This is a genomic window from Nitrospirota bacterium (genome assembly GCA_016235245.1).
GTDB lineage: Bacteria > Nitrospirota > Thermodesulfovibrionia > Thermodesulfovibrionales > UBA6898 > UBA6898.
In genome coordinates, this window is the sequence record JACRLO010000017.1 from 3,251 (window position 1) to 24,709 (window position 21,459).

Genomic DNA, 21,459 nt, shown 5'->3' on the forward strand with positions numbered 1-21,459 from the left:
TATAAGGGAGTCAGATGGGGTCTCCTGAGATCAGCAAGCACGATATCAGCAGCCTTGCCGGGTTCAAGGCTGCCGCAGAGGCTGCCGAGCCCGAGGGCTTCGGCACCCTGGCGCGTTGCCATAAGGACTGCCTGCTTTGCAGACAGCGCGGTCGGATCACCTGATATTGCCTTATGCACCTTTGCTGCCGTCGACATCTCACTCAGGATACTCAGGGTATTGTTGCTTGCCGCTCCGTCTGTACCGAATGAGACATTCACTCCTGCATTGAGCATCTTCACCACCGGTGCAATGCCAGAGGCAAGCTTAAGGTTCGATTCCATACAGTGGGAGACGTTGGTCTTTGATCTGGCCAACAGGTCGATCTCATCGGTATCGAGCCAGACGCAGTGAGCTGCGACCAGTCGTTCATCAAGCAGGCCGAGGGAGTCAAGATGCGCCACAGGCCGTCTGCCATGGCGGAAAAGCATCTCATTGACCTCCCACTGGGTCTCTGAGAGGTGTATCTGGAGCATCACGCCATGCCTGTCTGCAAGGGCCTTTGATTTCTTCAGCGTTTCCGGGCAACAGGCATAGGCCGAATGATCAGCTATTGACGGTATAATGAGATCATCATCCTTCCAGTTCTTTATGAACAGTTCCGCATTCGCCAGATAATCATCTGCATTGTTTCCCGTGGCAGAGGGAAAATCAACTACACCGGAGCCTACAACTGCACGCATGCCTAATTTTTTGGTTGACCGGGCAACGGCATCCCCAAAGAAATACATGTCTGCGTAGGCCGTGATACCTGCCTTCAGCATCTCAAGACAGGCAAGTTCCACCGCATCGCTCACAAACCCGGGGCTGAGCCATTTCGCCTCTGCAGGCCAGATATGCTCCTCAAGCCAGACCTTGAGCGGGAGGTCGTCAGCAAGGCCCCTGAAATAGACCATGGCAGCGTGGGTGTGGGTATTTATCAGACCGGGGAAGGCAACCTTGCCTTCCCCATTGATGATCTTCGAAGCAGAGTACTTTTGCGTGATCTGTGCAGCAGTAGCTACCGCAACGATACGATTGCCCTTTATTGCTACCGCGCCGTTTTCGATAACTGCAAGTTCCTGATTCATCGTCAGGACATAATCGGTTTTAACGATCAGATCAACAGATTCCATGTCTCTTATGTTACTCCCTGCTTAAAGCACCTACTTCTGGTTAAACTTAGGGAGGTCAGGAGGGGTTATTTTTCTACGACAATCCTGAGCATCCGCCGTAACGGCTCCGCCGCACCCCAAAGCAGTTGGTCTCCGCAGGTAAATGCGGCAAGGAACTGAGGGCCCATATTCATTTTGCGCAGACGGCCGACCGGGACACTGAGCGTTCCGGTGATCGCAGCAGGGGTAAGCTCGCGCATGGTTATATCGCGCTGGTTCGGTATCAGTTTCACCCACTGGTTATGACTTGCGATCATCCCGTTGATCTCATCCAGCGGCACGTCCCTGGTGAGCTTGATGGTGAGCGCCTGACTGTGGCAGCGCATTGCACCAATACGCACGCAAAGGCCATCGATCGGAATCGGGTTATCTTCGCGGCCAAGGATCTTATTCGTCTCGGCCTGGCCTTTCCATTCTTCCTTGCTCTGGCCGTTATCAAGCTGCTTGTCTATCCACGGAATAAGCGAACCGGCAAGAGGAACACCGAAATGCGCTGTCGGAAAGTTCTTGTCCCGAAGCGTGCCTGCAACCTCACGGTCAATGTCAAGGATGGCAGATGCAGGGTCATCGAGCAGAACCCGTGCAGCCCTGTGCGCCTCTCCCATCTGTTTCAGCAGTTCGCGCATATTGTTGGCACCTGCTCCTGATGCGGCCTGGTAGGTCATAGCACTCATCCATTCAACAAGCCCTGCCTTATAGAGTCCGCCTATGGCAAGGAGCATCAGCGAAACCGTACAGTTGCCGCCAATATAGTTTTTAATCCCCTTTGCCATACCGTCCTGAATAACGTTCATATTCACAGGATCAAGAACGATGATCGAATCCTTGTCCATGCGGAGCGTTGAAGCTGCATCGATCCATATGCCGTTCCAGCCTGCGGCACGGAGTTTGGGAAAGACCTCTGAGGTATAGTCGCCGCCCTGACAGGAGACGATGATCTCCATTGCCTTGAGGTCGTCGATATTCTTGGCGTCTTTCAGCGCAGGCACGTCCTTGCCGATCTTCGGGCCGATACCGCCCACATTCGAGGTCGTAAAAAAAACCGGATCAACAAGACCGAAATCCTTCTCCTCAAGCATGCGGCCCATCAGCACCGAGCCCACCATACCGCGCCATCCCACAAATCCGACTCGCTTCATGTTATTGCTCCCGTAAAGTGAATTTAAAAAGTTATTATACTCAAAGCATTGCCTTCTTTGCACGCAAGGAAGAGATTGCTCGCGAGAATATTTTATCGCTAGATAGCAAGTCTTTTCTCTATGAAGCCTCTTTTGATTGTGATAACATCATATCCATGAGAGCATGTATTGGTAGATATCGGCAATTGGACATTAACCGTCGGCTTACCAAAAGCAATTGCGAAAAGATCATTCAAAAATAGAACTTTGTCCCCTTAAAGCAAGGATTTGGGGAATTAGCATCAGTATTTATTTCGTATATTTTCGAGTATATTATAAATGTTTCCGCGGCACTGAAGTCATAAAATATAGCTGCAAGGAGAAGACATGGTTACCTCAATCATCCTCATAAATGCAGAAAGATCTAAAATCAATGACGTGGCTGAGCAACTTGCCGCAATGGACGGGATATCCGAAGTCTACTCGGTTAGTGGCAGTTATGATCTCATTGCCATTGCCCGCGTCCCATCAAACGATGATCTTGCGGATCTTGTTACCAAGAAAATGGTTAGTATCGATTCCATTGACAGGTCCGAAACTATGCTCGCATTCAGGGCTTTTTCCCGTCATGACCTTGAAGCAATGTTCGGTGTAGGGATGTAGCGTACACTATATTTGATGAGTTCTCATGTATACGCTCTCGCGCCATAGACTAAGGAGAATAATCAGGATGAGATACGATGACCAACAATGAAATACTGAAGAAACTGAGGATTGCACTAAACCTGAAGGATACGGATATTATCGAGATATTAAAACTTGCGGACTTTGACATCTCAAAATCCGAACTGTCTGCCCTGTTTCGGAGCGAGGACCAGCGAAATTACCGGGAATGCGGCGACCAGATCCTCAGGCGTTTTTTAAACGGACTCATCATCAAAACCCGCGGCAAAAAACCTGAATAAGCCGGAATGACTAAGACATCCGATCAGGACATGACTGACCAGCAGGCCAATAATCCCCTTCACGGCGTCACCCTCGAAATGATGCTTACCCACCTGGTGGAACATTACGGCTGGGAAGAGATGAGCAGGCTCATCAGGATCAGATGTTTCAGCTACGATCCCAGCATCAAGTCCAGCCTCACATTTCTGAGAAAGACGCCCTGGGCCAGAAAGAAAGTAGAAACTCTGTATCAGCGTCAGAAAAAAATCCGCATCAAGAAGAAAAAGATCAGCAATAAGGAGGAATAAGACACGGCAGGAAGGGTGAGCGTACGTATCAAAATTCGATTGCTTTTGTTTTCAGCAGAACGTGATATAATGAGGCGGGGTACAAGAATAACTGCCTGCTTATCAGAAAATGGATAAGGCAGGAAATTGGTCGTTAGCAGGGTGCAGGGGGACTTCTACTATTTTGAGACAATGTGATACACAGCTTGCCATTGTTGTTATCTGCCTATTTCTGCTGTCCACCCCTCTCCAGGCTGCTGATAAAGACGACCAAAAGATTTCGGACAAAAGCCTTGAACAGGTCCAAAACGGACTTGATACAGATAACAGGGACACCGGGTCTGTTCCGGTCGATGCAAAACTGCTCCGGCAGTTACAGCAAACCATTCAACAACAGCAGCAGCAGATCCGTCAGCAGGCCGCTCAGATCATGATGCAGTCTGAAAGGCTGGATGCCATGCAGCAGCAGATCAACGCACTGCAGCGCAATGAACAAAGCCAGACTCCCGCGGCAGTCGCCTCTGCAACAAAGAAGCAGCAGCCTGATACAGCTTCCCTGCAAGATCCTCTTCCATGGTTCACAATCAGTTCCGGTAACGACCTGGTTAAACTTTCCCTCTCGGGCCAGGTGAACCGGGCTGTTACTATCGTTCACGACGGGAGAAAAACGGGTCTTTACCCTGTTGACAACAGCACCAGCGGCAGCCGCGTCCGCTTTATCGGCACAGCCAAAATTGACGACGATCTGTCAGTCGGGACCCGCATCGAGGTGACCGTTGCCCCTGACACCTCTGCCCAAGTCTCCCAGACAAGCCCAACCCCGGGCACATACTTTGATCAACGATGGGCAGAGTTTTCCCTGACAAGTGTCAAATATGGCAAACTGTCTCTCGGCAAGGGTGACACAGCCTCAAACTCTACTGCTGAAGTGGACCTCTCGCGAACCGATGTGGTGCAGTACGCCAGCATTGCGGATATCGCATCCGGAATGCTCTTTCGCGAAAAAAGGGGCACCAACGCGCTGACGACACTGAAGGTGTCGGATGTTTTTCAGGATAGGGATGGTTTGAGCCGTCAGTCACGACTGCGATACGACACCCCCACCTATTGCGGTTTCAGCCTTGCTGTCTCGCTCGTGACTGATCAGCGTTACGATGCAGGTATCTTCTGGTATGGCGAGGGCCATGGTCTAAAGGCTGCCGGGGCGTTTGCCATATCAGATCCCAATCTTCCGGACAGCGGTCTGCAGTATGACGGCTCACTGTCAGTCCTGCACCAGAACACCGGCCTGAACCTTACCCTGTCCGGTGGCCTGCAGGAGAGGGTAAGGCAAAAGGCCGCAACCAACCTGTATGGTAAGGTGGGCTGGATCGCAGATTTGAACAAGCTGGGGAACACGGCTTTTGGCATTGACTACACGAGGTCGGAAAACCTGCCTTCGCCAAGAGATAGCGCCTGGTCAGTGGGAGCGACAGCGGTCCAGTTTGTCACCAGGATAGCTACGGAGTTCTACATTCAGTACCGCAACTATGCCCTTGATCGACAATCCGGCCCGGCGGTCGAAAATATCATCGTGAGCACTGTCGGGGCAAGGGTAAAATTTTGATACAGAGATTTTTAATATCAGTGACTGTCCTCTTGTTGTTTTTTTCAGGCATCGGGGCTTTTCCTGCAAGAGCCGATGTCCTGACCGTGAAAGTCGGAGTCTATGAAAATGCTCCGAAGGTCTTCACCTCCGAATCCGGCAAACCCTCAGGCATTTTTATCGATATCATCGAGTCTATAGCAAAAAGCGAAGGGTGGGATCTGCGCTATGTGGCAGGTACGTTCGCGGAAGGGCTGGACCGTCTGACACGGGGAGAGATTGACCTTATGCCTGACGTGGCATATACGTCGGATCGTGACAAGTTGTTTGCCTTTCATAAGGTGGCGGTTCTCTCCTCCTGGTCACAGATATATGCCGCCAGAGGCAGCGGAATCAGGTCGATCGTGGATTTGAACGGAAAACGAATTGCTGTTCTGGAACGCTCGGTACAGCAGGAGACATTCAACCGGCTTACCAACGGCTTTGGAATCCAGATCACGATCATCACTGCATCGGATTACAAAACCATGTTTGAGCGCGTCGCTAGGGGGGAGGTCGATGCCGCCATAACCAATCGTTTTTATGGTCTGATGCATGCGAAAAAAGCCGGACTTGAAGATACCGCGATTATTTTCGAACCATCCGACCTCTTTTTCGCGGCGACCAGAAACGATCCCAAACGATTACTGAACAGCATTGACAGCCGTCTTTCGGATCTAAAAAAAGACTCTCAATCAGAGTATTATGCGTCGTTGAAACGATGGACCTCCGAAGAGGTCAGATTCAAATTACCGGCATGGCTACAAATCCTCGGCCTCGTTCTTGGCATTGCCCTGCTCCTGAGCCTGGCCGGAAGCTTCATTTTGAAGCATCAGGTCGACACCCGCACCCGGGAACTTCGAACAAGCGAACAAAAGTATCGGGAGCTCGTTCAGAACGCAAATAGCATAATTCTTCGGTGGAACCGCGCAGGAGAGATCACCTTTCTGAACGAGTTTGGACAGAACTTTTTCGGCTATTCAGAAGCTGAAATTCTCGGCCGTCATGTAGTTGGCACTATTGTTCCTGAATCGGAAAGCACAGGCAGGGATCTGAGCCCTCTTATGGATGAAATATGTGCGCGCCCCGAAGAGTTTGAGAATAACATCAATGAAAACATGCTGCGTAACGGAGACCGGGTCTGGATTTCCTGGACCAACAAGATCGTTAAGAATAATGCGGGACAGGTGCTCGAAATTCTCAGCATTGGTTCCGATATCACAGAACGGAAACAGACTGAGGAGGAGCTGGATAAGCACCGCCTGCACCTAGAGGAGATGGTAAACGAACGCACTGTCGAACTGAAGGCAAAACAAACTGAGCTGGAGGCAGCGAACAACAAACTCAAGGACCTCGATCGTCTCAAATCCATGTTCATTGCCTCCATGAGTCATGAGTTGAGGACCCCGCTGAATTCCATTATAGGGTTTACCGGCATTATCCTCCAGGGCATGACCGGTGAAATAAATGCAGAGCAAAGGGACCAACTCCAGAGGGTATTGAAGGCCGGCAAGCATCTGCTTGCCCTTATCACGGATGTTATCGATATTTCGAAGATCGAGGCAGGAAAGATCGAGGCCTATGCTGAGGAGTTTCCACTGGATAGCGTAATCAATGATGCCCTGTCAGAACTGAAACTGCCGATCAAAGAAAAGGGTCTGGAGATCGGGGTCAGTATGATACCGGAGAAGATCATTTTGAAGACCGACAGAAAGCGGCTCTTTCAGTGCGTCCTGAACTATCTGAGCAATGCGGTCAAATACAGTGAAAAAGGGACCATAACAATCCTTGCCGAAGAAAAAGGTGATAAAATGCAGATAAAGGTAACAGACACGGGGATAGGCATAAAAGAGGAAGATCTGTCGAGGCTTTTTCAGTCATTTATCAGGCTGGATTCAAATCTGAGGATGACTGTTTCCGGTACAGGCCTGGGTCTTTATCTCACAAAGAAACTGGCTACCGAAGTGCTCGGCGGCGAGGTATCGGTCACGAGCACGTATGGTAAAGGCAGCACTTTTATGCTCAGCATTCCAAAGAATCTCAGAAATAAAACAGATCAGGAGATTCTCCCGCAATGAATATGTGTTATACGGAGGACGCGATATGCAAAAGGCGCTTGTGATCGAGGACAACGAAGATAACATGAATCTCATAACCTTCATACTCCATAAAAACGGCTACAGCACTGTTTGGGCGGAAAACGGTAAAAGGGGCGTGGAACTCGCTGTTCAGGAAAAACCGGATTTCATCATTCTTGATATTCAACTCCCTGACATCAGCGGGTTCGAGGTCCTGCCGCTGCTGCGCAGTTCAGAACTGGACCCTCACGTCCCCGTCATCGCCATGACCTCCTATGCCATGAGCGGGGACAGGGAAAGACTCCTCAATGCGGGCTGCACGGGCTATATAGAAAAACCGATTGATCCCGAGACCGTAATGAAGGAGATAAAGAAGATCATAGGAGAAACTGCATGAAGATATTGATCACTGAGGACAACGCTGATGACAGAAAGATGCTGAAGTTTAACCTTGAGCATCATGGCTGCGAGGTTATAGAGGCTTCAGATGGGGCAGAAGGGCTGCATCTGGCAAACGCAAAAAAGCCTGACATGATCGTCTCTGATGCGCTTATGCCGGTGATGGACGGCTTCCAGTTCCTCAGGAGTGTAAAAACAGACGAAGCCCTGAAATCAATCCCCTTTGTTTTTTACTCTGCTGTTTATACCGGTAACAAAGAGGCAGAGCTTGCAATTTCTCTTGGGGCCGAAGCTTTTATCATCAAGCCAAAAGACCCGCAGGAGTTTTGGGACGAACTGATAGGCATACTCGAAAAATACAGGCTCAGAAACCAAAATAAGTCTGCCCCTCAACTGATAGATGAAGAAGAGGCTTTTCTGAGGAAATACAGCCACGTTGTCGCTGCCAAACTGGAGGAGAAGGTACGGGAGCTTGAGAAGGCCAAGGCAACCATATTGGAGAGTGAGCAGTGCTACAGGAACCTCTTCACCAGTTTGAGGGATGTATTTATAACCGTTGATAAGGAACGCAGGATCATAAATGCAAATCAGCCTGCGCTGAGAGATCTGTTCGGCTATGAGGTTGAGGAAATTGGCGGCCAAACAACACGGATATTATATGCCGATGACAACAGCTTTGGCCTGATCGGAAACAAAATATCCACCATTGATAAACCCGATAGGCCGGTAATAGCTGAAGTGAAATTCAGGACAAAAAGTGACACTGTTTTTATCGGTGAAATCTCCCTCCAGAAATTAACCGACAATAAGGGCAATTTTATAGGCAACATTGAAATGATACGGGATGTGACCGACCAGAAGAAACTGGAAGAACAGCTCAGGCACGCCCAGAAGATGGAGGCTGTCGGCACGCTGGCAGGCGGTATTGCGCATGATTTCAATAATATCCTCAATGTGATCATGGGGTATGGCACGATGATCATGGACAAGTTGGAAGCCGATAGCCTCTTGAAGGAACAGATGAATGAAGTCCTCACTGCCGCCGAGAGGGCTGCGAATCTGACCAAAAGACTGCTTGTCTTCAGCAGAAAACGGGCGGTTGAGGTGAAGCCCATTAATATCAACGAGACTATCCTCGGCCTGCAGAAAATGCTTGGCCGGATTATCAGAGAGAATGTCTTATTGCATCTTGCTCTGGCAGACGGGGAGCTGAACGTATTGGCGGATGAAGGACAGATTGAACAGGTACTGATGAATCTTGCCGCAAATGCCAGGGACGCGATGCCTGAGGGCGGACAGCTGACAATCGGCACCGGACTTCAGGTAATAGATGAGGAATATGTTGCGATGTACGGATATGGGAAACCCGGAACCCATGCCCTTATCACGGTCGCTGATACCGGCTATGGTATGGACACTGAAACTCAGAAAAAGATATTTGAGCCTTTTTTTACCACGAAAGGCGTTGGAGAAGGGACAGGGCTCGGCCTTGCTATCTCCTACGGAATAATAAAACAGCATAACGGATACATTAAGGTATACAGCGAACCAGAACAAGGCACGGTATTCAAAATATTCCTGCCTCTCAGTGAAGAAGCAGCATCTCCGGACGGGGAAAAAGAGGTCCCTGCTGATGTCAAGGGCGGAAATGAGACAATACTCGTCGCTGAAGACGATGCTTCCCTGAGGAAATTGACCAGTTCAGTCCTGGAGTCCTATGGGTACCGTGTTATTACCGCAGAGGACGGAGAAGATGCGATAGCAGAATTTATGGACAACAGGGAAAGGATTAGCCTCGTCCTGCTTGATATGATCATGCCGAAGAAAAGCGGGGAAGAGGCATATGATGAAATAAAGAAGACAAGCCCAGGCATCAAGACAATGTTTATGAGCGGATATACGATGGATATTTCCCAAAACCATAAGCTTACAGACTCTGGCCTTGATTTTGTCCGTAAACCCATCAGGCCGCAGGACCTCCTGAAAAAAGTAAGGGAGATTTTGGATCGATCGTAAAAGATGCTCATCATAGGCAGGGACTGATCGATTGTCCACTGAGATTACGCTGATAAGTGCTAATATGTCTGCATATACTTAATCGCTTTCAGGGGGATCCATGCTGAAAAGGCCATTCGGAAAACTGCTTGTTATATTACTCACGCTTTTTTTTCTGCTGATATTCCTGCCGGAATTCCTCTCGCTTTACATTGACTGGCTCTGGTTCAAAGACATCGGACGGGGACTGATATTCAGCACACAGGTTCAAGGCCAGGCCTTCTCAGCCCTTGCCGGCGCGCTTGGCGGCTTTCTCATCACATATCTGAACATACAGATCGCGCTGAGGATAATGAAAGGGAGACCAGTTGTTATCCCTCTTAACGTTCAGACAATGCCGCAACTCGATATCCTCCGGCATATAGACCGGATTAGTATCGTTGTTCCTGTTCTGTCAGGCCTCTTTATGGCAAGCCTGTTTAATGCCAACTGGTTCACCCTGCTGTCGTATATTCACGGGGCTGCCTCAGGATATGCCGATCCGATTTTCGGCAAAGATGTCTCTTTTTATCTTTTCAATCTGCCTGCCCACGCGCTTGTTGCCAATGCCCTGCAGCTCACGCTCTGGGCAGCTCTTGGAGCACTTGTCCTGATCTATATTGTCAAAGGCGCGATATACTTCAACAGCCGCGGTGTAACCGCAGAGCGCACGGCCTCGGCACACCTCTCTCTTCTGGGCTCCCTGATCTTCGCTGTTCTGGCCTGGAAGTCTTATATCGGCATGCATGCCATTCTCTACTCGTCCAATGGGCATATCGCAGGCGCCACGTACACTGACGTGCACGCAGTCATCCCCTTCATGAAGATCCGGATCATTATGGCCCTTGCGCTTGCCGCTTTCTTGCTGGCCAACATTTTTTTGAGGCGCAGCCTGCTCCTTGCTGCAGCAGTGGGTATGTATATTGCAGTCTCATTTTTCGGCAGTACTGTGTATCCGGCGATACTGCAGAAGTTTTTTGTTGCGCCGAACGAGTTGGTCAAGGAGACTCCCTATATTAAAAACAACATCGCATTTACACGCAAGGCCTTCGGACTCGACAAGGTACAGGATCGGGACATCTCGGGCAGCACGGCACTCGATCGGAGTGATATCAGAAAGAACAGCGCCACCATAAAGAACATCCGCCTCTGGGACCATAGGCCGCTGCTCGATACCTTCAGCCAGATCCAGGAGATCAGGACCTATTACCGTTTTTCATCCGTGGGAAACGACCGGTACATGATCAACGGAGAATACCGCCAGACCATGCTCTCCCCAAGAGAACTGTCGAGCGAAAGCATCCCGACCAGAAACTGGATCAACGAGACCCTGACATTTACCCACGGATACGGCCTGACACTCGGACAGGTTAATCAGGTTACCCCCGAAGGACTGCCGGTGTTGCTCATCAGGGACATCCCGCCGATATCAACCGCAGAAGCGATCAAGGTGACCAGGCCAGAGATCTATTTCGGCAGGCTCTCAAGTCCTTACGTGATTGTCAATTCGAAGTCCAAAGAGTTTGATTATCCCTCGGGAGAAGAGAATGTCTTCACCGAATATTCAGGGAAGACCGGCGTAGCGCTCGATTCCTTTCTGAAGAAGATGGCCTTTGCTGCCTATTTCAAGTCGATGAAACTTATCCTTTCCAATGATGTTACCAGTAGAAGCAAGGTCATCTTTCACCGCAACATCATGGAACGGGTCCACAAGGTCATGCCGTTTCTGATGATCGATGCAGATCCCTACATGGTCATCGCAGATGACGGACGTCTTTTCTGGATGGTGGATGCGTACACCGTAAGCAGGCGCTTCCCCTATTCCCAGCCATCCCCAAAAGGCATGAACTACATGCGGAATTCGGTAAAGATCACGATCAACGCATTTGACGGCAGCATGATGTTCTATGTGGCAGACCGGGAAGACCCGCTGGTCAGGACAATCGATGCGATCTTTCCGGGAACATTGCAGCCGCTTGCGGAAATGCCGGCCGACCTCAGAAAGCATATCCGCTACCCGCTCGATATCTTCGATATTCAGACGCAGATCTATTCGACCTATCATATGGAAGATCCCCAGAGCTTCTATAACAGGGAGGACCAGTGGGAGATCCCCGCATTAGGCGGCAAAGATAAAGCGGTGATGGAGTCCTACTACACGATCATGAAACTTCCGGAGGAGAAGAAGGAAGAGTTTATCCTGATGCTCCCCTTTAATCCGAAAAAGAAGGACAATCTCTCAGCCTGGATGGTGGCACGGAGCGATGGTGAAGATTACGGGAAACTGGTGGTATACCGCTTTCCCAAGGACAGGCTCGTGTACGGCCCGAAACAGATCGTTGCCAGGTTCAACCAGGATACCGAGATCTCCCGGCAGATCTCGCTCTGGGACCAGCGCGGCTCCCAGGTGATCCAGGGCACGCTGCTGGTTATCCCCATTGAAAACTCCCTGATCTATGTGCAGCCGCTGTACCTGCGTGCAGAGACCGGCAAGATACCCGAACTCAAACGGGTCATTGTTGCGTATGAAAACCGCATTGCGATGGAGGAGACCCTTGATGCGGCGCTTTCAAAAATCTTCGGAGAGGTGAAGGTTACGGACGAGGCTGTGGCCTCAGGCAATGTCCGGCTGCCTGCAGTGCCCTCAGTGAAAGAAGACAAAAAGCTGGCAGCGGTTGCAAAGGAGCATTTTGACCGCGCCATAAAGGCGCAGAGAGAGGGCAACTGGGCACTATATGGAGAAGAAATTCAGAAGCTCGGCGATGCGATCAAAAAGATGCAGAAGTGAACATAAAAAAGGGGCCGACATGGCCCCTTTTTTAGCGAAAGAAATGCAGCAGCGCAATTAATTCTTCGCTACGAGATTCGCAATCTGATCGCCCACCTCGGTTGTGGACATTCCCATCTGACCCGCAGCCTGACTCTTCATCTTCTGCATCACCGCGATCATCGCAGCCTCGATACCCTGAGCGGCCTTTGATTCGCCGATTGTGTCGAGCATCATCATCGCCGCGCCGATCGCTGCCATGGGATTGATCACATTTTTCCCGGTATATTTCGGGGCGCTGCCTCCCATCGGCTCGAACATCGAGACGCCTTCAGGATTAATGTTGCCGCCTGAGGCCACGCCAAGGCCTCCCTGAATCATGGCGCCAAGATCGGTAATGATGTCACCGAACAGGTTTTCCGTAACAGCCACGTCAAACCATTCGGGGTTCTTCACAAACCACATGTTGGCTGCATCAACATGGTTATAGTCGCGCTTCAACTCAGGGTACTGCTTTTGCCCCATCTCTTCGAAAGCGCGGTACCAGAGGTCTCCGCAATGGGTAAGCACATTGCGTTTGTGGATGAGCGTAATCGGCTTTGCCGCGTACTTCGGGTTCATGGCGTTGCGTTTTCTCTTCAGTTCAAAGGCATACTTCAGGCAGCGGTCAACAGTCCTGCGGTCGTACACCATCAGTTGCGTGGCGATCTCATCGGGTGTGCCTACACGCGTTGCCCCTCCGATGCTGGTATAAATGCCCCCCGTGTTTTCACGGATAACCACAAAATCGATATGCTCAGGCCCCTTGTCCTTTAGCGGGGTTTCAACATTCGGATAGAGTTTGACCGGCCTGAGGTTGATGTATTGGTCAAGGGCAAACCGTGTCTTCAGAAGTATCCCTGTCTCAAGAATGCCTGGTTTTACATCGGGGTGGCCGATCGCGCCTAAAAACATGGAGTCAAACTTTCTGAACTCCTCAATAGCGCTGTCAGGCAGCGTCTCGCCGGTCCTGAGATAGCGCTCAGCACCGAAATCATAACTGGTGTATTCGAGTTTGAAGCCGGACTTTGCAGCCGCAGCATTAAGGACCTTGACTCCTTCCCGGACAACTTCGGGACCTGTGCCGTCACCGGGGATAAGCGCTATATTGTACGTCTTTGCCATGAAATCCTCCTGCATTGAAAAAGTGCAGTATCTTAGCATAGATTATCCACTTCTTAGAAGTTGACGTAGGGCGGCAAACAACAGGCAGAAAGTCGACAATGCGGGGAAATGAGACCCAAGGAGATCCCTTTTGTTCACGCGGTTACAGTCTGGTATTTTGTTCTTGCATCAGTCTGAGCAGTCATACGGACAGTTTCAAGATCGTTGAAATGCTTTCCGAGAACAGCCACGATCTGACCGTTCAATGCTGATCGCACGCTCATATCATCAAGAACCCTAAGTGTATCGGACCGCTTCATTCCGCGCCGGTAAGGACGATCTTCCGTCAAAGCGGTAAATACATCGGCAACAGCCATGACCTGCGATCCCAGGGGGAGGTCCTTTTCTTTCAGGTGAAAGGGATATCCGGAGCCGTCCAGCCGCTCATGATGAAATGCAGCCCATTTATTTATGGTCTGCAGCGCTGCGATAGGCTGCAAAATCCTGTAGGTGTAAAACGTATGATGCCGCACTACATTAAATTCCTTCCTGTTGAGTCCGGAAGGTTTATCAAGAATCTCCACGGGAACCGCAAGTTTGCCAAGATCGTGCATATAGCCCGCAATCCTCATGGCAGTGCAGTCATGCTGCGAAAATCCCAGTTTGCCCGCCAAAAATTCCGCACTGGCCGCGACTCCGCTTGAATGAGTGGCCGTAAAAGGGCTCTTGAAATCTATGATCCGCGAAAAAAGCTGCGAAAAGCCAAGCATATCCTTTGAGGCGATGCCGACTTGTGCAGACCGCAGCCTCTGCGACAATATGGTTTGAATCGAGGGAGATGCAAGATCAAGCCAAAAATATTCTTTTGCCGACATCGCCATGAATATATCCACCAGTTCAGGATGAAACAGCCTTCCTGCGCCAGCCTGAATGATCCTGCATATCCGGCTCGCCTGACTGAGGATCTCTTTCTTCCTGTTAATCAATACGGCAATCCGGTCAGCCAGATGAAGCATATGACTGGCAAGGGGAACTTCCTGTCCTTTAAATTCCCTGCCCGTTCCATGATCCCAGGGGACATGATGGAACCTGACCATAGTGGCCACGACCGAAAGAGGGGAAAAGAGTCGGAGCAATGCATAACCGTTTTCAGCATGTCTGTGCGGGTGCTGTATCTCAAAAGCCAGGGTATTTCTTCGCTCGGCGAGGCTGAAGGCACCGATATCGTGTAGAGCTCCAGCCAAGACGATATCCTTCTGTTGGGCCAGGGAGAGACCCATTTCAGCCGCCATGCTATGCGCGATATAGGCCACCCTCTTATGGTGATCGACAACCGATGAATCGATAAAGTCCATGGCATCGGACAGGCAGATCATCAGGTCAATCAACTTTATCTTCTTGCCCTGCTCCATCAAAATTCCCCTGAATTCATAGTATATCCATTGTATCATATGAAGGAACCGGTAACGATTCTTTCCCGTAAAATCATATTCCCTTTCTCATGTTGCTGATGAATCGACTTTGCAGTAAAATAGAACAAAAATTATTAAGGAGCGGCAATGCACCCTTCACATACAGTTGCTTCATCATGCTGGAAAACAATACTTTCAGATGTAGAGAATAACCGTCAGCTTCTGTCGGAGATCGAAAGGTTCGCGCGTGAAAATACAACGCCGGCAGAGGTCGTATTCGGCACATCAGGTTGGCGCGGCGAGATTGGCACTGATTACACCTTCAACAATGTCCGCATTGTCACGTCTGCGATCATTGAGATGTTCAGATCAAATGATGGTGAGGTCGTACAGGCAATGGGAGTAAAGGACTTCGATGAGATAAAAAAACGGGGAGCCATTGTTGGCCATGACAACCGCTTTCTGGGTCCGGACTTTGCCAAGGAGGTAATCGGCCTTCTCCAGAAGGCAGGCATTAAGGCCTGGTATGCAGGCGAATCTGCAACACCTGAATTCTCTGCAGGCATCGAGATGCTCAAGGCAGCATGCGCCATTAACCTTACCCCATCGCATAATCCTGCAAACTATGCCGGCTTCAAGTTCAATCCCTCTGACGGCGGACCGGCCGGCTCGGAAATAACCGTAAAGATTGAGATGATCGCAAACCGAATGATGGCAGAGGTTTCTGTGCCTGAAACCGTTGCGCCCATTACAATCGAAAAAGTCGACCTAACCTCTCTGTATCTCGAATATATCCAGCAGCGAAAAACGATCGACCTTCAGAAGATAAATAAGTTCATTGCAGAGGCAGACTGTATCATATGCATTGATAATGTCCATGGGTCAACACGCGGCAGGGTGCAGCGCATTCTCGGTGAAAATCCGAAGATCTCGTATCTCAGGACCGTCGACGATTTTCTCTTCGGCGGTGTCGCACCTGAGCCTTCTGAAACAAATATGGCAGGGGTGGAAAAGGTCCTTGCTGAAAGCAGGGCAGTGCTGAAACTCGGCGTAATCATGGACCCTGACGGCGACCGTATTCGTTTCTCTGACGGCACAACACAGATACCCATGAACTATTTCGGCGCAATGGCCCTGCATTTTCTTCATGTCCACAAAAAGTTTAATGGTGTTGTGGCAAAGTCTGTCGGCACAAGCAATCTGGTAAATGCAATCGCAGAAAAGCTCGGCATTCCGATAAAAGAGACTAAAGTCGGTTTCAAGAACTTCAGGCCATATCTTCTGCCGTCTTCAGGAGAAAAGGCAGTAGTTGCATTTGAAGAGTCAGACGGTATTACGGGCTACAACCATACGCTCGAAAAGGATGCCCTCTTCGGCCTTCTCCTAGCACTGGAGATGATGGCGGTCACAGGCAAGAACCTGAGCGTCTACCTCGGGGAGATTATGGATGAATTCGGCTATTTCTATCCTGACCGTGCAGGCATATCGGTCGACAAATCACTTATCGGAAAACCTCTCGTTGAGAAACTCTCCGCGATTGCCGAAAACTATCCTGAAGGCGCGTCCATTTCCATCGCAGGACAGCGTCGCACGGTAAAGGACCTTATAACGGTCGATGGCACCAAGCTGGTTTTCGACGACGGTTCATGGCTGATGATCAGACCCTCAGGAACTGAGCCAAAGGTGAGGTTCTATATCGAGGCACGCACGGAGGATGGCAAAAAAGCGGTCTTCGAAACAGCAGAGCGGATGACAAAAGAAGCCCTCGGGATGCAAGGCTACTCTTCGTAATCCGGATTATCATATTCGATCAGGACCTTGTTGCAGGTGACGCACTCCATCGAAACCTTCAGAATCTGAATGCCTCTTGGGAACGAGACGATCTGAATCGTGTGGCCTGCATGTTTCAGCATCTCGTCATAGTTCGACGATTCCTGACTCTCTTTGCCGAGGCAGAATTCAACCTTCATATCTTTTTTTTCAGTCATCGCATCTCCTTTCAGTGCACAACCGGGCCAGCATTAAGGTCCATAGGGTTCATCCTGACTGCCAGAGAAAACAGATACGGGTAATCATCTTTAAGATGCTTCATATATGAGATCCACTCGACAAGAAGTTGGGAATAGGCGCGTTTTATGTCTCCGGAGAGATGGTCAAAGTCCGATTTCGGAAGATTCGCAAAATCTTTCCGCGCAGCAAGCTCCTCAACAAGATGAAATACCGCCCAGAGCAGATCGGTAAATGCATCATGCTCAAGCAGATTTGGGTTTGCAAGAAGGGTCAGCAGAAACGTCCTCTTTTCCGCAAGAAAAGTCTTGAGCTCGTTCAGGTCACCTGTTCTGCTGTCTATCCCGTAGTGAGCGTTTTTGACCGAGGTCTGGGCAATAAGAAAGTCCTTTCCTGTCCATTTTCCGGCTACGAGCATCTTCTCCCGAACGGGCGAAAGGTCGGTGCCGAATCGATAAAGCTGTTTCATCAGCTCAGTTCCGACTTCGATATAAAACGTCCCGATCAGCATATTCATCTTCTTCAGCAGTGACCGTTTCTCCCTCATGCTCAGCAGTTGGTTCAAAAAAAGCGTTACCAGGAGAACCTGAACTGGCACAAAGGCAATGTCCTGCAGCATATAAAATAAGGTATCCTCGGTCTTATGAAAGATGGCCACCTGGACAAGATAAAAGCTGGCTGAAATACCGACCAGCGCAGCGGTAAGGAACAGATACCAGCGAAACTGCTTCATGCGTGACTCCTTGCCAAAAAAATTTCGTGTATTATATCATGCCTCACCGTCCATATATAATTCACTGCCTTCGCCAAAACAGACTTTTTCTGAACTCGTCGAAGTTGATTTGCATTGCATGATTTTTGTAACATCTTTATATCCCGATACCATCTGTCTCGCGGGGAGATTCCTGTCTTCTGAAATAACCATTACACTTGGAGGCGTTTGTGAAAAAAATGAATCTTGACCAACTCTGCATCAACACGATACGGATGCTCTCTGCTGACGCGGTGCAGCAGGCAAATTCGGGCCATCCCGGCATGCCTATGGGAGATGCTGCAATGGCCTATGTGCTCTGGAGCAGATTTCTGAGACACAACCCGAAAAACCCCTACTGGCAGAATCGCGACCGTTTCGTGCTCTCGGCAGGTCATGGGTCCATGCTTCTGTACAGCCTCCTTCATCTTACCGGACATGACATATCGCTCAATGATATAAAGAATTTCAGGCAGTGGGGGAGCAAAACCCCCGGCCATCCCGAGTATTGCCTTGAATGCGGCATAGAGACGACAACAGGGCCGCTCGGCCAGGGCTTTGCAACAGGCGTCGGCATGGCTATGGCGGAGAAATATCTTGAGGACCTCTTTAACAAACCGGGGTTTCCGCTTATCGACTACCACATCTACGGTATTGTTAGCGACGGCGACCTTATGGAGGGACTCTCCTCAGAAGCTGCGTCGTTGGCAGGTCATCTGAAGCTCGGCAAGATCGTCTACCTCTATTCTGACAATAAGATTACGATTGAGGGCACAACAGATATAGCCTTCACCGAAGACGTTGCAAAGAGATTTGAGGCATACGAATGGCATGTGCAACGGGTAGACGGCGAAGACCTTAAGGGAATCGAAAAAGCGATAACCGCAGCGAAGAAAGAAAAATCAAAACCGTCGATAATTCTGGTGCGCACTCATATCGGCTTTGGCAGTCCACACAAGCAGGACACGCCGGACGTGCATGGCTCACCTCTTGGCGAAGAAGAGCTTGCCATCACCAAGCAGAACCTTGGCATGCCGCTGAAGAAATTTTATATACCCGCTGATGTCCTCCGCACCATGAGGAAAGCGGTTCCAAACGGCAAAAAAGACGAAGCCCTCTGGAACAGTATGTTCAGCAGATACGCAAAGAAATATGCAGAGCAGGCAAAGACCTGGAACACACTGTCATCCGGGAAACTGCCTGAAGGCTGGGAAAAACTTCTGCCCGTGTTCAAGCCTGAGGACGGAAGTATTGCAACACGGAGTGCATCGGGCAAGGTGCTCAATGCAATTGCAGATGCCCTGCCAAACCTGATCGGCGGCTCTGCAGACCTCGCGCCATCGAACAACACACATCTCAAGAAATATGCGGACTTCGGCGCTGCAAAGGGCGGCAGGAATATTCACTTCGGTGTCAGGGAACATGCCATGGGCGCAATCATGAACGGAATGGCGTTAAGCAGAATGCTCATCCCCTATGGCGGCACATTCCTTGTCTTCTCCGATTATATGAGGCCTGCAATCAGGCTTGCGGCCCTCATGGAGACGCATGCGGTCTATGTCTTTACTCATGACTCTATCGGTCTTGGTGAAGATGGGCCGACACACCAGCCCATCGGCCATCTCAGCAGTCTCAGGGCAATGCCCCATCTGTATGTTATCCGGCCTGCCGATGCAAATGAGACCGCTCTTGCATGGAAGATCGCAATCAGGGATCCCAAAAGGCCTCATGCGCTGATCCTCTCGCGGCAGAACCTGCCGGTGCTGGACAGGAAAAAGTACGGCGCTGCAGAAGGTGCAGAAAAAGGCGGGTACGTACTTCTTGACTGCAAAGGAACTCCGGACATCATTCTTCTTTCTTCTGGCGCAGAAATACATCCCACGCTGGCGGCAGCGGAAGAACTGCAGAAGGCAGGCGTAAAAGCCCGTGTGGTGAACATGGTTTCCTTCGAGATTTTTGAAGAGCAGTCAGCGGCTTACAAGAATGCAGTGCTTCCCTTGAAGGTCGAGAAGAGACTTGCCATCGAGGCTGCTGCTACGCAGAGCTGGTATCGATACGTGGGCCTCAGAGGCAATGTGGTCGGCATGGACCGCTTCGGTGCATCGGCACCGGCAAAGGTCCTGTTCGAGAAGTTCGGGTTTACGAAAGAAAACATTACTGCAAGGGCAAAAAAGCTGCTCAAGACATAGGCGGATGAAAATAGCAATCGGTTCAGACCACGGCGGTTTTCATCTGAAGCAGGAGATCATCGCATTTCTGAAAAAGAACCGCCATACGGTCACTGATCTAGGCGCCCATAATGACAGGCCCTCAGATTATCCTGATTATGCGTCGGCTGTTGCAGAGCAGCTCATCAGGGGAAAAGCAGTCCGCGGTATCATTGTCTGCGGAAGCGGCGTAGGGGCCTGCATCGCGGCAAACAAGGTCCCCGGTATCAGGGCATCGGTATGTCATGATACATTTTCCGCGCACCAGGGAGTTGAAGATGATGCTATGAACGTACTATGCCTCGGCGCAAGAATTATAGGTGCTAATCTCGCAGAAGAGGTTATAGCGGCATTTCTTGCAGCAACGTTTTCAAATGCTGAACGCCACAGGAAAAGAGTGGAAAAGGTAGCAGCATTGGAGAAGGCCTTTCATGTGAAGTGAGGGAAATGAGTCCTTTTTCTTCAGACGTTACAGGCTGTTCCTGGGGAGTCAGTCTCCCTGCCCCCGAAAATCCAGGAGATGTTTCTTCAGGACATCAGGCGTTATCGCATCCAGTTCGACAAGCGCTTCGCCAAAGAGCAGATACACTTCCCGCTGATGCCCCAGCAGTTCGTCAACACGTTCCTGTGAGATGTATTTCAGCCTGACTCCTATCTCGCCGAACTTCTCACCCGTCTCTTCCTGGATGACAAGAATCCTCATGACTGCATGGTCGGTCAACCAGCCCTTTGCCATGGCAAGATCGCCGATCAGCCGGTTTCTTCTGCGCTGGAGCAGCCTCGCATTGATGACCGCATCCATCGTAATAACACCTTTTTCTACAAGGTATGCGCCGAAAAGCATCTGCTTTGACATTGCCGATCTCCGAAAAACCTAAGAATATATTTATTGTATCATGTCCCGCTGCAGCTGTGGAGCACCAATAAATCCTGACAAGCGTGACAGCAGAAGTGCAGGATGGAGAGGAAGGAGCGCTTAGCGAGCCGCTTTTGCGTACTTGATCGAGATATCATACTCTACGCTTGCATGATCAGCCGTAACCGCATCGACTTTTCCCTTACAGTCAATTGATCCTTTCTTCTCTTTTTTGCGGTCCTTGATCATGGTCTTGATAACAGGCGTAAGGTCGAAGCCGCCATTGTCACAGCCCTTGATCATACAGTCCATTTTGAAATAGGCAGCCGAAGTAGGAAAGACGTTGAGCGTTCGCACCATGAGAACAGGGTTTATGCCATTTTGATAATACGTCATATGGATCACCATGCCGGTAACCTGAGGGAATCGTTCCGAAAGCAGCCCTGCCGCAAACGTATTCTGTTTCTTTAATTCCAGCTTTGCAGCATGCTGCTGTCTGTTCGCCATGTTCCCTCCGAAAAATAAAAAAACCCATGCACAGGCAGGGGTATTTTAGAAGTCTTGAGGCCTTACCGGTTCTAAAAACTCCAAAACTTTAGCGCGATAATACCATGAGCATGCATATTGAGTCAACTGGG

Annotated in this window: 18 protein-coding genes and 1 pseudogene (1 of these 19 running past the window's edge); 11 read left to right on the top strand and 8 right to left on the bottom strand. The window is 50.0% G+C overall.

Annotation, left to right across the window (positions count from 1 at the left end; all coding sequences use genetic code 11):
• Positions 1-1,154: pseudogene (locus tag HZB31_08335) on the bottom strand (amidohydrolase); it reaches 201 nt to the left of the window's first position.
• Between the two features lie 65 nt (positions 1,155-1,219).
• On the bottom strand, positions 1,220-2,332 hold the full coding sequence (asd, locus tag HZB31_08340) for an aspartate-semialdehyde dehydrogenase (protein MBI5847941.1): 1,113 nt from the start codon (positions 2,330-2,332) through the stop codon (positions 1,220-1,222).
• Positions 2,333-2,698: 366 nt separating this feature from the next.
• Between asd and HZB31_08345 the strand changes: the two genes are divergently transcribed.
• The 8 genes from HZB31_08345 to HZB31_08380 all read left to right on the top strand — a co-directional run bounded on the left by HZB31_08345 (position 2,699) and on the right by HZB31_08380 (position 12,466).
• Entirely contained in the window at positions 2,699-2,974 is a 276-nt protein-coding gene (locus HZB31_08345; GenBank protein ID MBI5847942.1) for an Lrp/AsnC ligand binding domain-containing protein, read from the top strand.
• A gap of 77 nt (positions 2,975-3,051) precedes the next feature.
• A complete protein-coding gene (locus HZB31_08350; protein ID MBI5847943.1) occupies positions 3,052-3,276 on the top strand; it encodes a DUF1456 family protein in 225 nt (74 codons plus the stop codon).
• Positions 3,277-3,306: 30 nt separating this feature from the next.
• Positions 3,307-3,564, top strand: a complete 258-nt coding sequence (locus tag HZB31_08355; protein MBI5847944.1) for a DUF2132 domain-containing protein — start codon at positions 3,307-3,309, stop codon at positions 3,562-3,564.
• A gap of 163 nt (positions 3,565-3,727) precedes the next feature.
• The gene (locus tag HZB31_08360; protein ID MBI5847945.1) at positions 3,728-5,149 is read left to right on the top strand and encodes a porin; all 1,422 of its coding nucleotides are present in this window, start codon (positions 3,728-3,730) and stop codon (positions 5,147-5,149) included.
• An 86-nt stretch (positions 5,150-5,235) separates the two neighbouring features.
• Complete coding sequence (locus tag HZB31_08365; GenBank protein MBI5847946.1) at positions 5,236-7,245, top strand: transporter substrate-binding domain-containing protein; 2,010 nt, start codon at positions 5,236-5,238, stop codon at positions 7,243-7,245.
• Positions 7,246-7,270: 25 nt separating this feature from the next.
• Complete coding sequence (locus tag HZB31_08370; protein MBI5847947.1) at positions 7,271-7,642, top strand: response regulator; 372 nt, start codon at positions 7,271-7,273, stop codon at positions 7,640-7,642.
• Entirely contained in the window at positions 7,639-9,660 is a 2,022-nt protein-coding gene (locus HZB31_08375) for a response regulator (protein ID MBI5847948.1), read from the top strand. The genes HZB31_08370 and HZB31_08375 overlap by 4 nt, the downstream gene beginning before the upstream one ends.
• A gap of 100 nt (positions 9,661-9,760) precedes the next feature.
• A complete protein-coding gene (locus tag HZB31_08380) occupies positions 9,761-12,466 on the top strand; it encodes a UPF0182 family protein (GenBank protein ID MBI5847949.1) in 2,706 nt (901 codons plus the stop codon).
• Between the two features lie 57 nt (positions 12,467-12,523).
• On the opposite strand, the gene HZB31_08385 is transcribed toward HZB31_08380, so the two are convergent.
• Together HZB31_08385 and HZB31_08390 are read right to left on the bottom strand one after the other, a co-directional pair.
• Positions 12,524-13,609, bottom strand: coding sequence for a 3-isopropylmalate dehydrogenase (locus HZB31_08385; GenBank protein MBI5847950.1), 1,086 nt, complete (start codon positions 13,607-13,609; stop codon positions 12,524-12,526).
• A gap of 134 nt (positions 13,610-13,743) precedes the next feature.
• Positions 13,744-15,000 (bottom strand): HD domain-containing protein, encoded by a 1,257-nt coding sequence (locus HZB31_08390; GenBank protein ID MBI5847951.1) that lies wholly within the window; start codon positions 14,998-15,000, stop codon positions 13,744-13,746.
• A gap of 147 nt (positions 15,001-15,147) precedes the next feature.
• Here HZB31_08390 and HZB31_08395 point away from each other — a divergent pair, with 147 nt between their 5' ends.
• On the top strand, positions 15,148-16,791 hold the full coding sequence (locus tag HZB31_08395; protein MBI5847952.1) for a phosphomannomutase: 1,644 nt from the start codon (positions 15,148-15,150) through the stop codon (positions 16,789-16,791).
• Here the strand turns inward: HZB31_08395 and HZB31_08400 are convergent.
• Both HZB31_08400 and HZB31_08405 read right to left on the bottom strand, forming a co-directional pair.
• Complete coding sequence (locus tag HZB31_08400) at positions 16,779-16,988, bottom strand: hypothetical protein (protein ID MBI5847953.1); 210 nt, start codon at positions 16,986-16,988, stop codon at positions 16,779-16,781. The two genes, HZB31_08395 and HZB31_08400, sit on opposite strands and share 13 nt — an antisense overlap.
• 11 nt (positions 16,989-16,999) lie before the next feature.
• Positions 17,000-17,740: a hypothetical protein gene (locus HZB31_08405; GenBank protein MBI5847954.1), complete on the bottom strand. Its 741-nt coding sequence runs from the start codon at positions 17,738-17,740 to the stop codon at positions 17,000-17,002.
• A 218-nt stretch (positions 17,741-17,958) separates the two neighbouring features.
• Here HZB31_08405 and tkt point away from each other — a divergent pair, with 218 nt between their 5' ends.
• Together tkt and rpiB are read left to right on the top strand one after the other, a co-directional pair.
• Positions 17,959-19,947, top strand: a complete 1,989-nt coding sequence (gene tkt / locus HZB31_08410) for a transketolase (GenBank protein ID MBI5847955.1) — start codon at positions 17,959-17,961, stop codon at positions 19,945-19,947.
• Between the two features lie 4 nt (positions 19,948-19,951).
• Positions 19,952-20,407: a ribose 5-phosphate isomerase B gene (gene rpiB, locus HZB31_08415; protein ID MBI5847956.1), complete on the top strand. Its 456-nt coding sequence runs from the start codon at positions 19,952-19,954 to the stop codon at positions 20,405-20,407.
• A 48-nt stretch (positions 20,408-20,455) separates the two neighbouring features.
• Here rpiB and HZB31_08420 read toward each other — a convergent pair whose 3' ends face one another.
• The gene (locus tag HZB31_08420; GenBank protein MBI5847957.1) at positions 20,456-20,821 is read right to left on the bottom strand and encodes a hypothetical protein; all 366 of its coding nucleotides are present in this window, start codon (positions 20,819-20,821) and stop codon (positions 20,456-20,458) included.
• A gap of 120 nt (positions 20,822-20,941) precedes the next feature.
• Positions 20,942-21,328, bottom strand: coding sequence for a hypothetical protein (locus tag HZB31_08425; protein MBI5847958.1), 387 nt, complete (start codon positions 21,326-21,328; stop codon positions 20,942-20,944).
• Positions 21,329-21,459 lie beyond the last annotated feature (131 nt).

Coding starts and splice junctions, on each gene's coding strand:
- asd (MBI5847941.1), bottom strand. CDS start 2,332: ATGAAGCGAGTCGGATTTGTGGGATGGCGCGGTATGGTGGGCTCGGTG.
- HZB31_08345 (MBI5847942.1), top strand. CDS start 2,699: ATGGTTACCTCAATCATCCTCATAAATGCAGAAAGATCTAAAATCAAT.
- HZB31_08350 (MBI5847943.1), top strand. CDS start 3,052: ATGACCAACAATGAAATACTGAAGAAACTGAGGATTGCACTAAACCTG.
- HZB31_08355 (MBI5847944.1), top strand. CDS start 3,307: ATGACTGACCAGCAGGCCAATAATCCCCTTCACGGCGTCACCCTCGAA.
- HZB31_08370 (MBI5847947.1), top strand. CDS start 7,271: ATGCAAAAGGCGCTTGTGATCGAGGACAACGAAGATAACATGAATCTC.
- HZB31_08375 (MBI5847948.1), top strand. CDS start 7,639: ATGAAGATATTGATCACTGAGGACAACGCTGATGACAGAAAGATGCTG.
- HZB31_08380 (MBI5847949.1), top strand. CDS start 9,761: ATGCTGAAAAGGCCATTCGGAAAACTGCTTGTTATATTACTCACGCTT.
- HZB31_08385 (MBI5847950.1), bottom strand. CDS start 13,609: ATGGCAAAGACGTACAATATAGCGCTTATCCCCGGTGACGGCACAGGT.
- HZB31_08390 (MBI5847951.1), bottom strand. CDS start 15,000: ATGGAGCAGGGCAAGAAGATAAAGTTGATTGACCTGATGATCTGCCTG.
- HZB31_08395 (MBI5847952.1), top strand. CDS start 15,148: ATGCACCCTTCACATACAGTTGCTTCATCATGCTGGAAAACAATACTT.
- HZB31_08400 (MBI5847953.1), bottom strand. CDS start 16,988: ATGACTGAAAAAAAAGATATGAAGGTTGAATTCTGCCTCGGCAAAGAG.
- HZB31_08405 (MBI5847954.1), bottom strand. CDS start 17,740: ATGAAGCAGTTTCGCTGGTATCTGTTCCTTACCGCTGCGCTGGTCGGT.
- tkt (MBI5847955.1), top strand. CDS start 17,959: ATGAATCTTGACCAACTCTGCATCAACACGATACGGATGCTCTCTGCT.
- rpiB (MBI5847956.1), top strand. CDS start 19,952: ATGAAAATAGCAATCGGTTCAGACCACGGCGGTTTTCATCTGAAGCAG.
- HZB31_08420 (MBI5847957.1), bottom strand. CDS start 20,821: ATGTCAAAGCAGATGCTTTTCGGCGCATACCTTGTAGAAAAAGGTGTT.
- HZB31_08425 (MBI5847958.1), bottom strand. CDS start 21,328: ATGGCGAACAGACAGCAGCATGCTGCAAAGCTGGAATTAAAGAAACAG.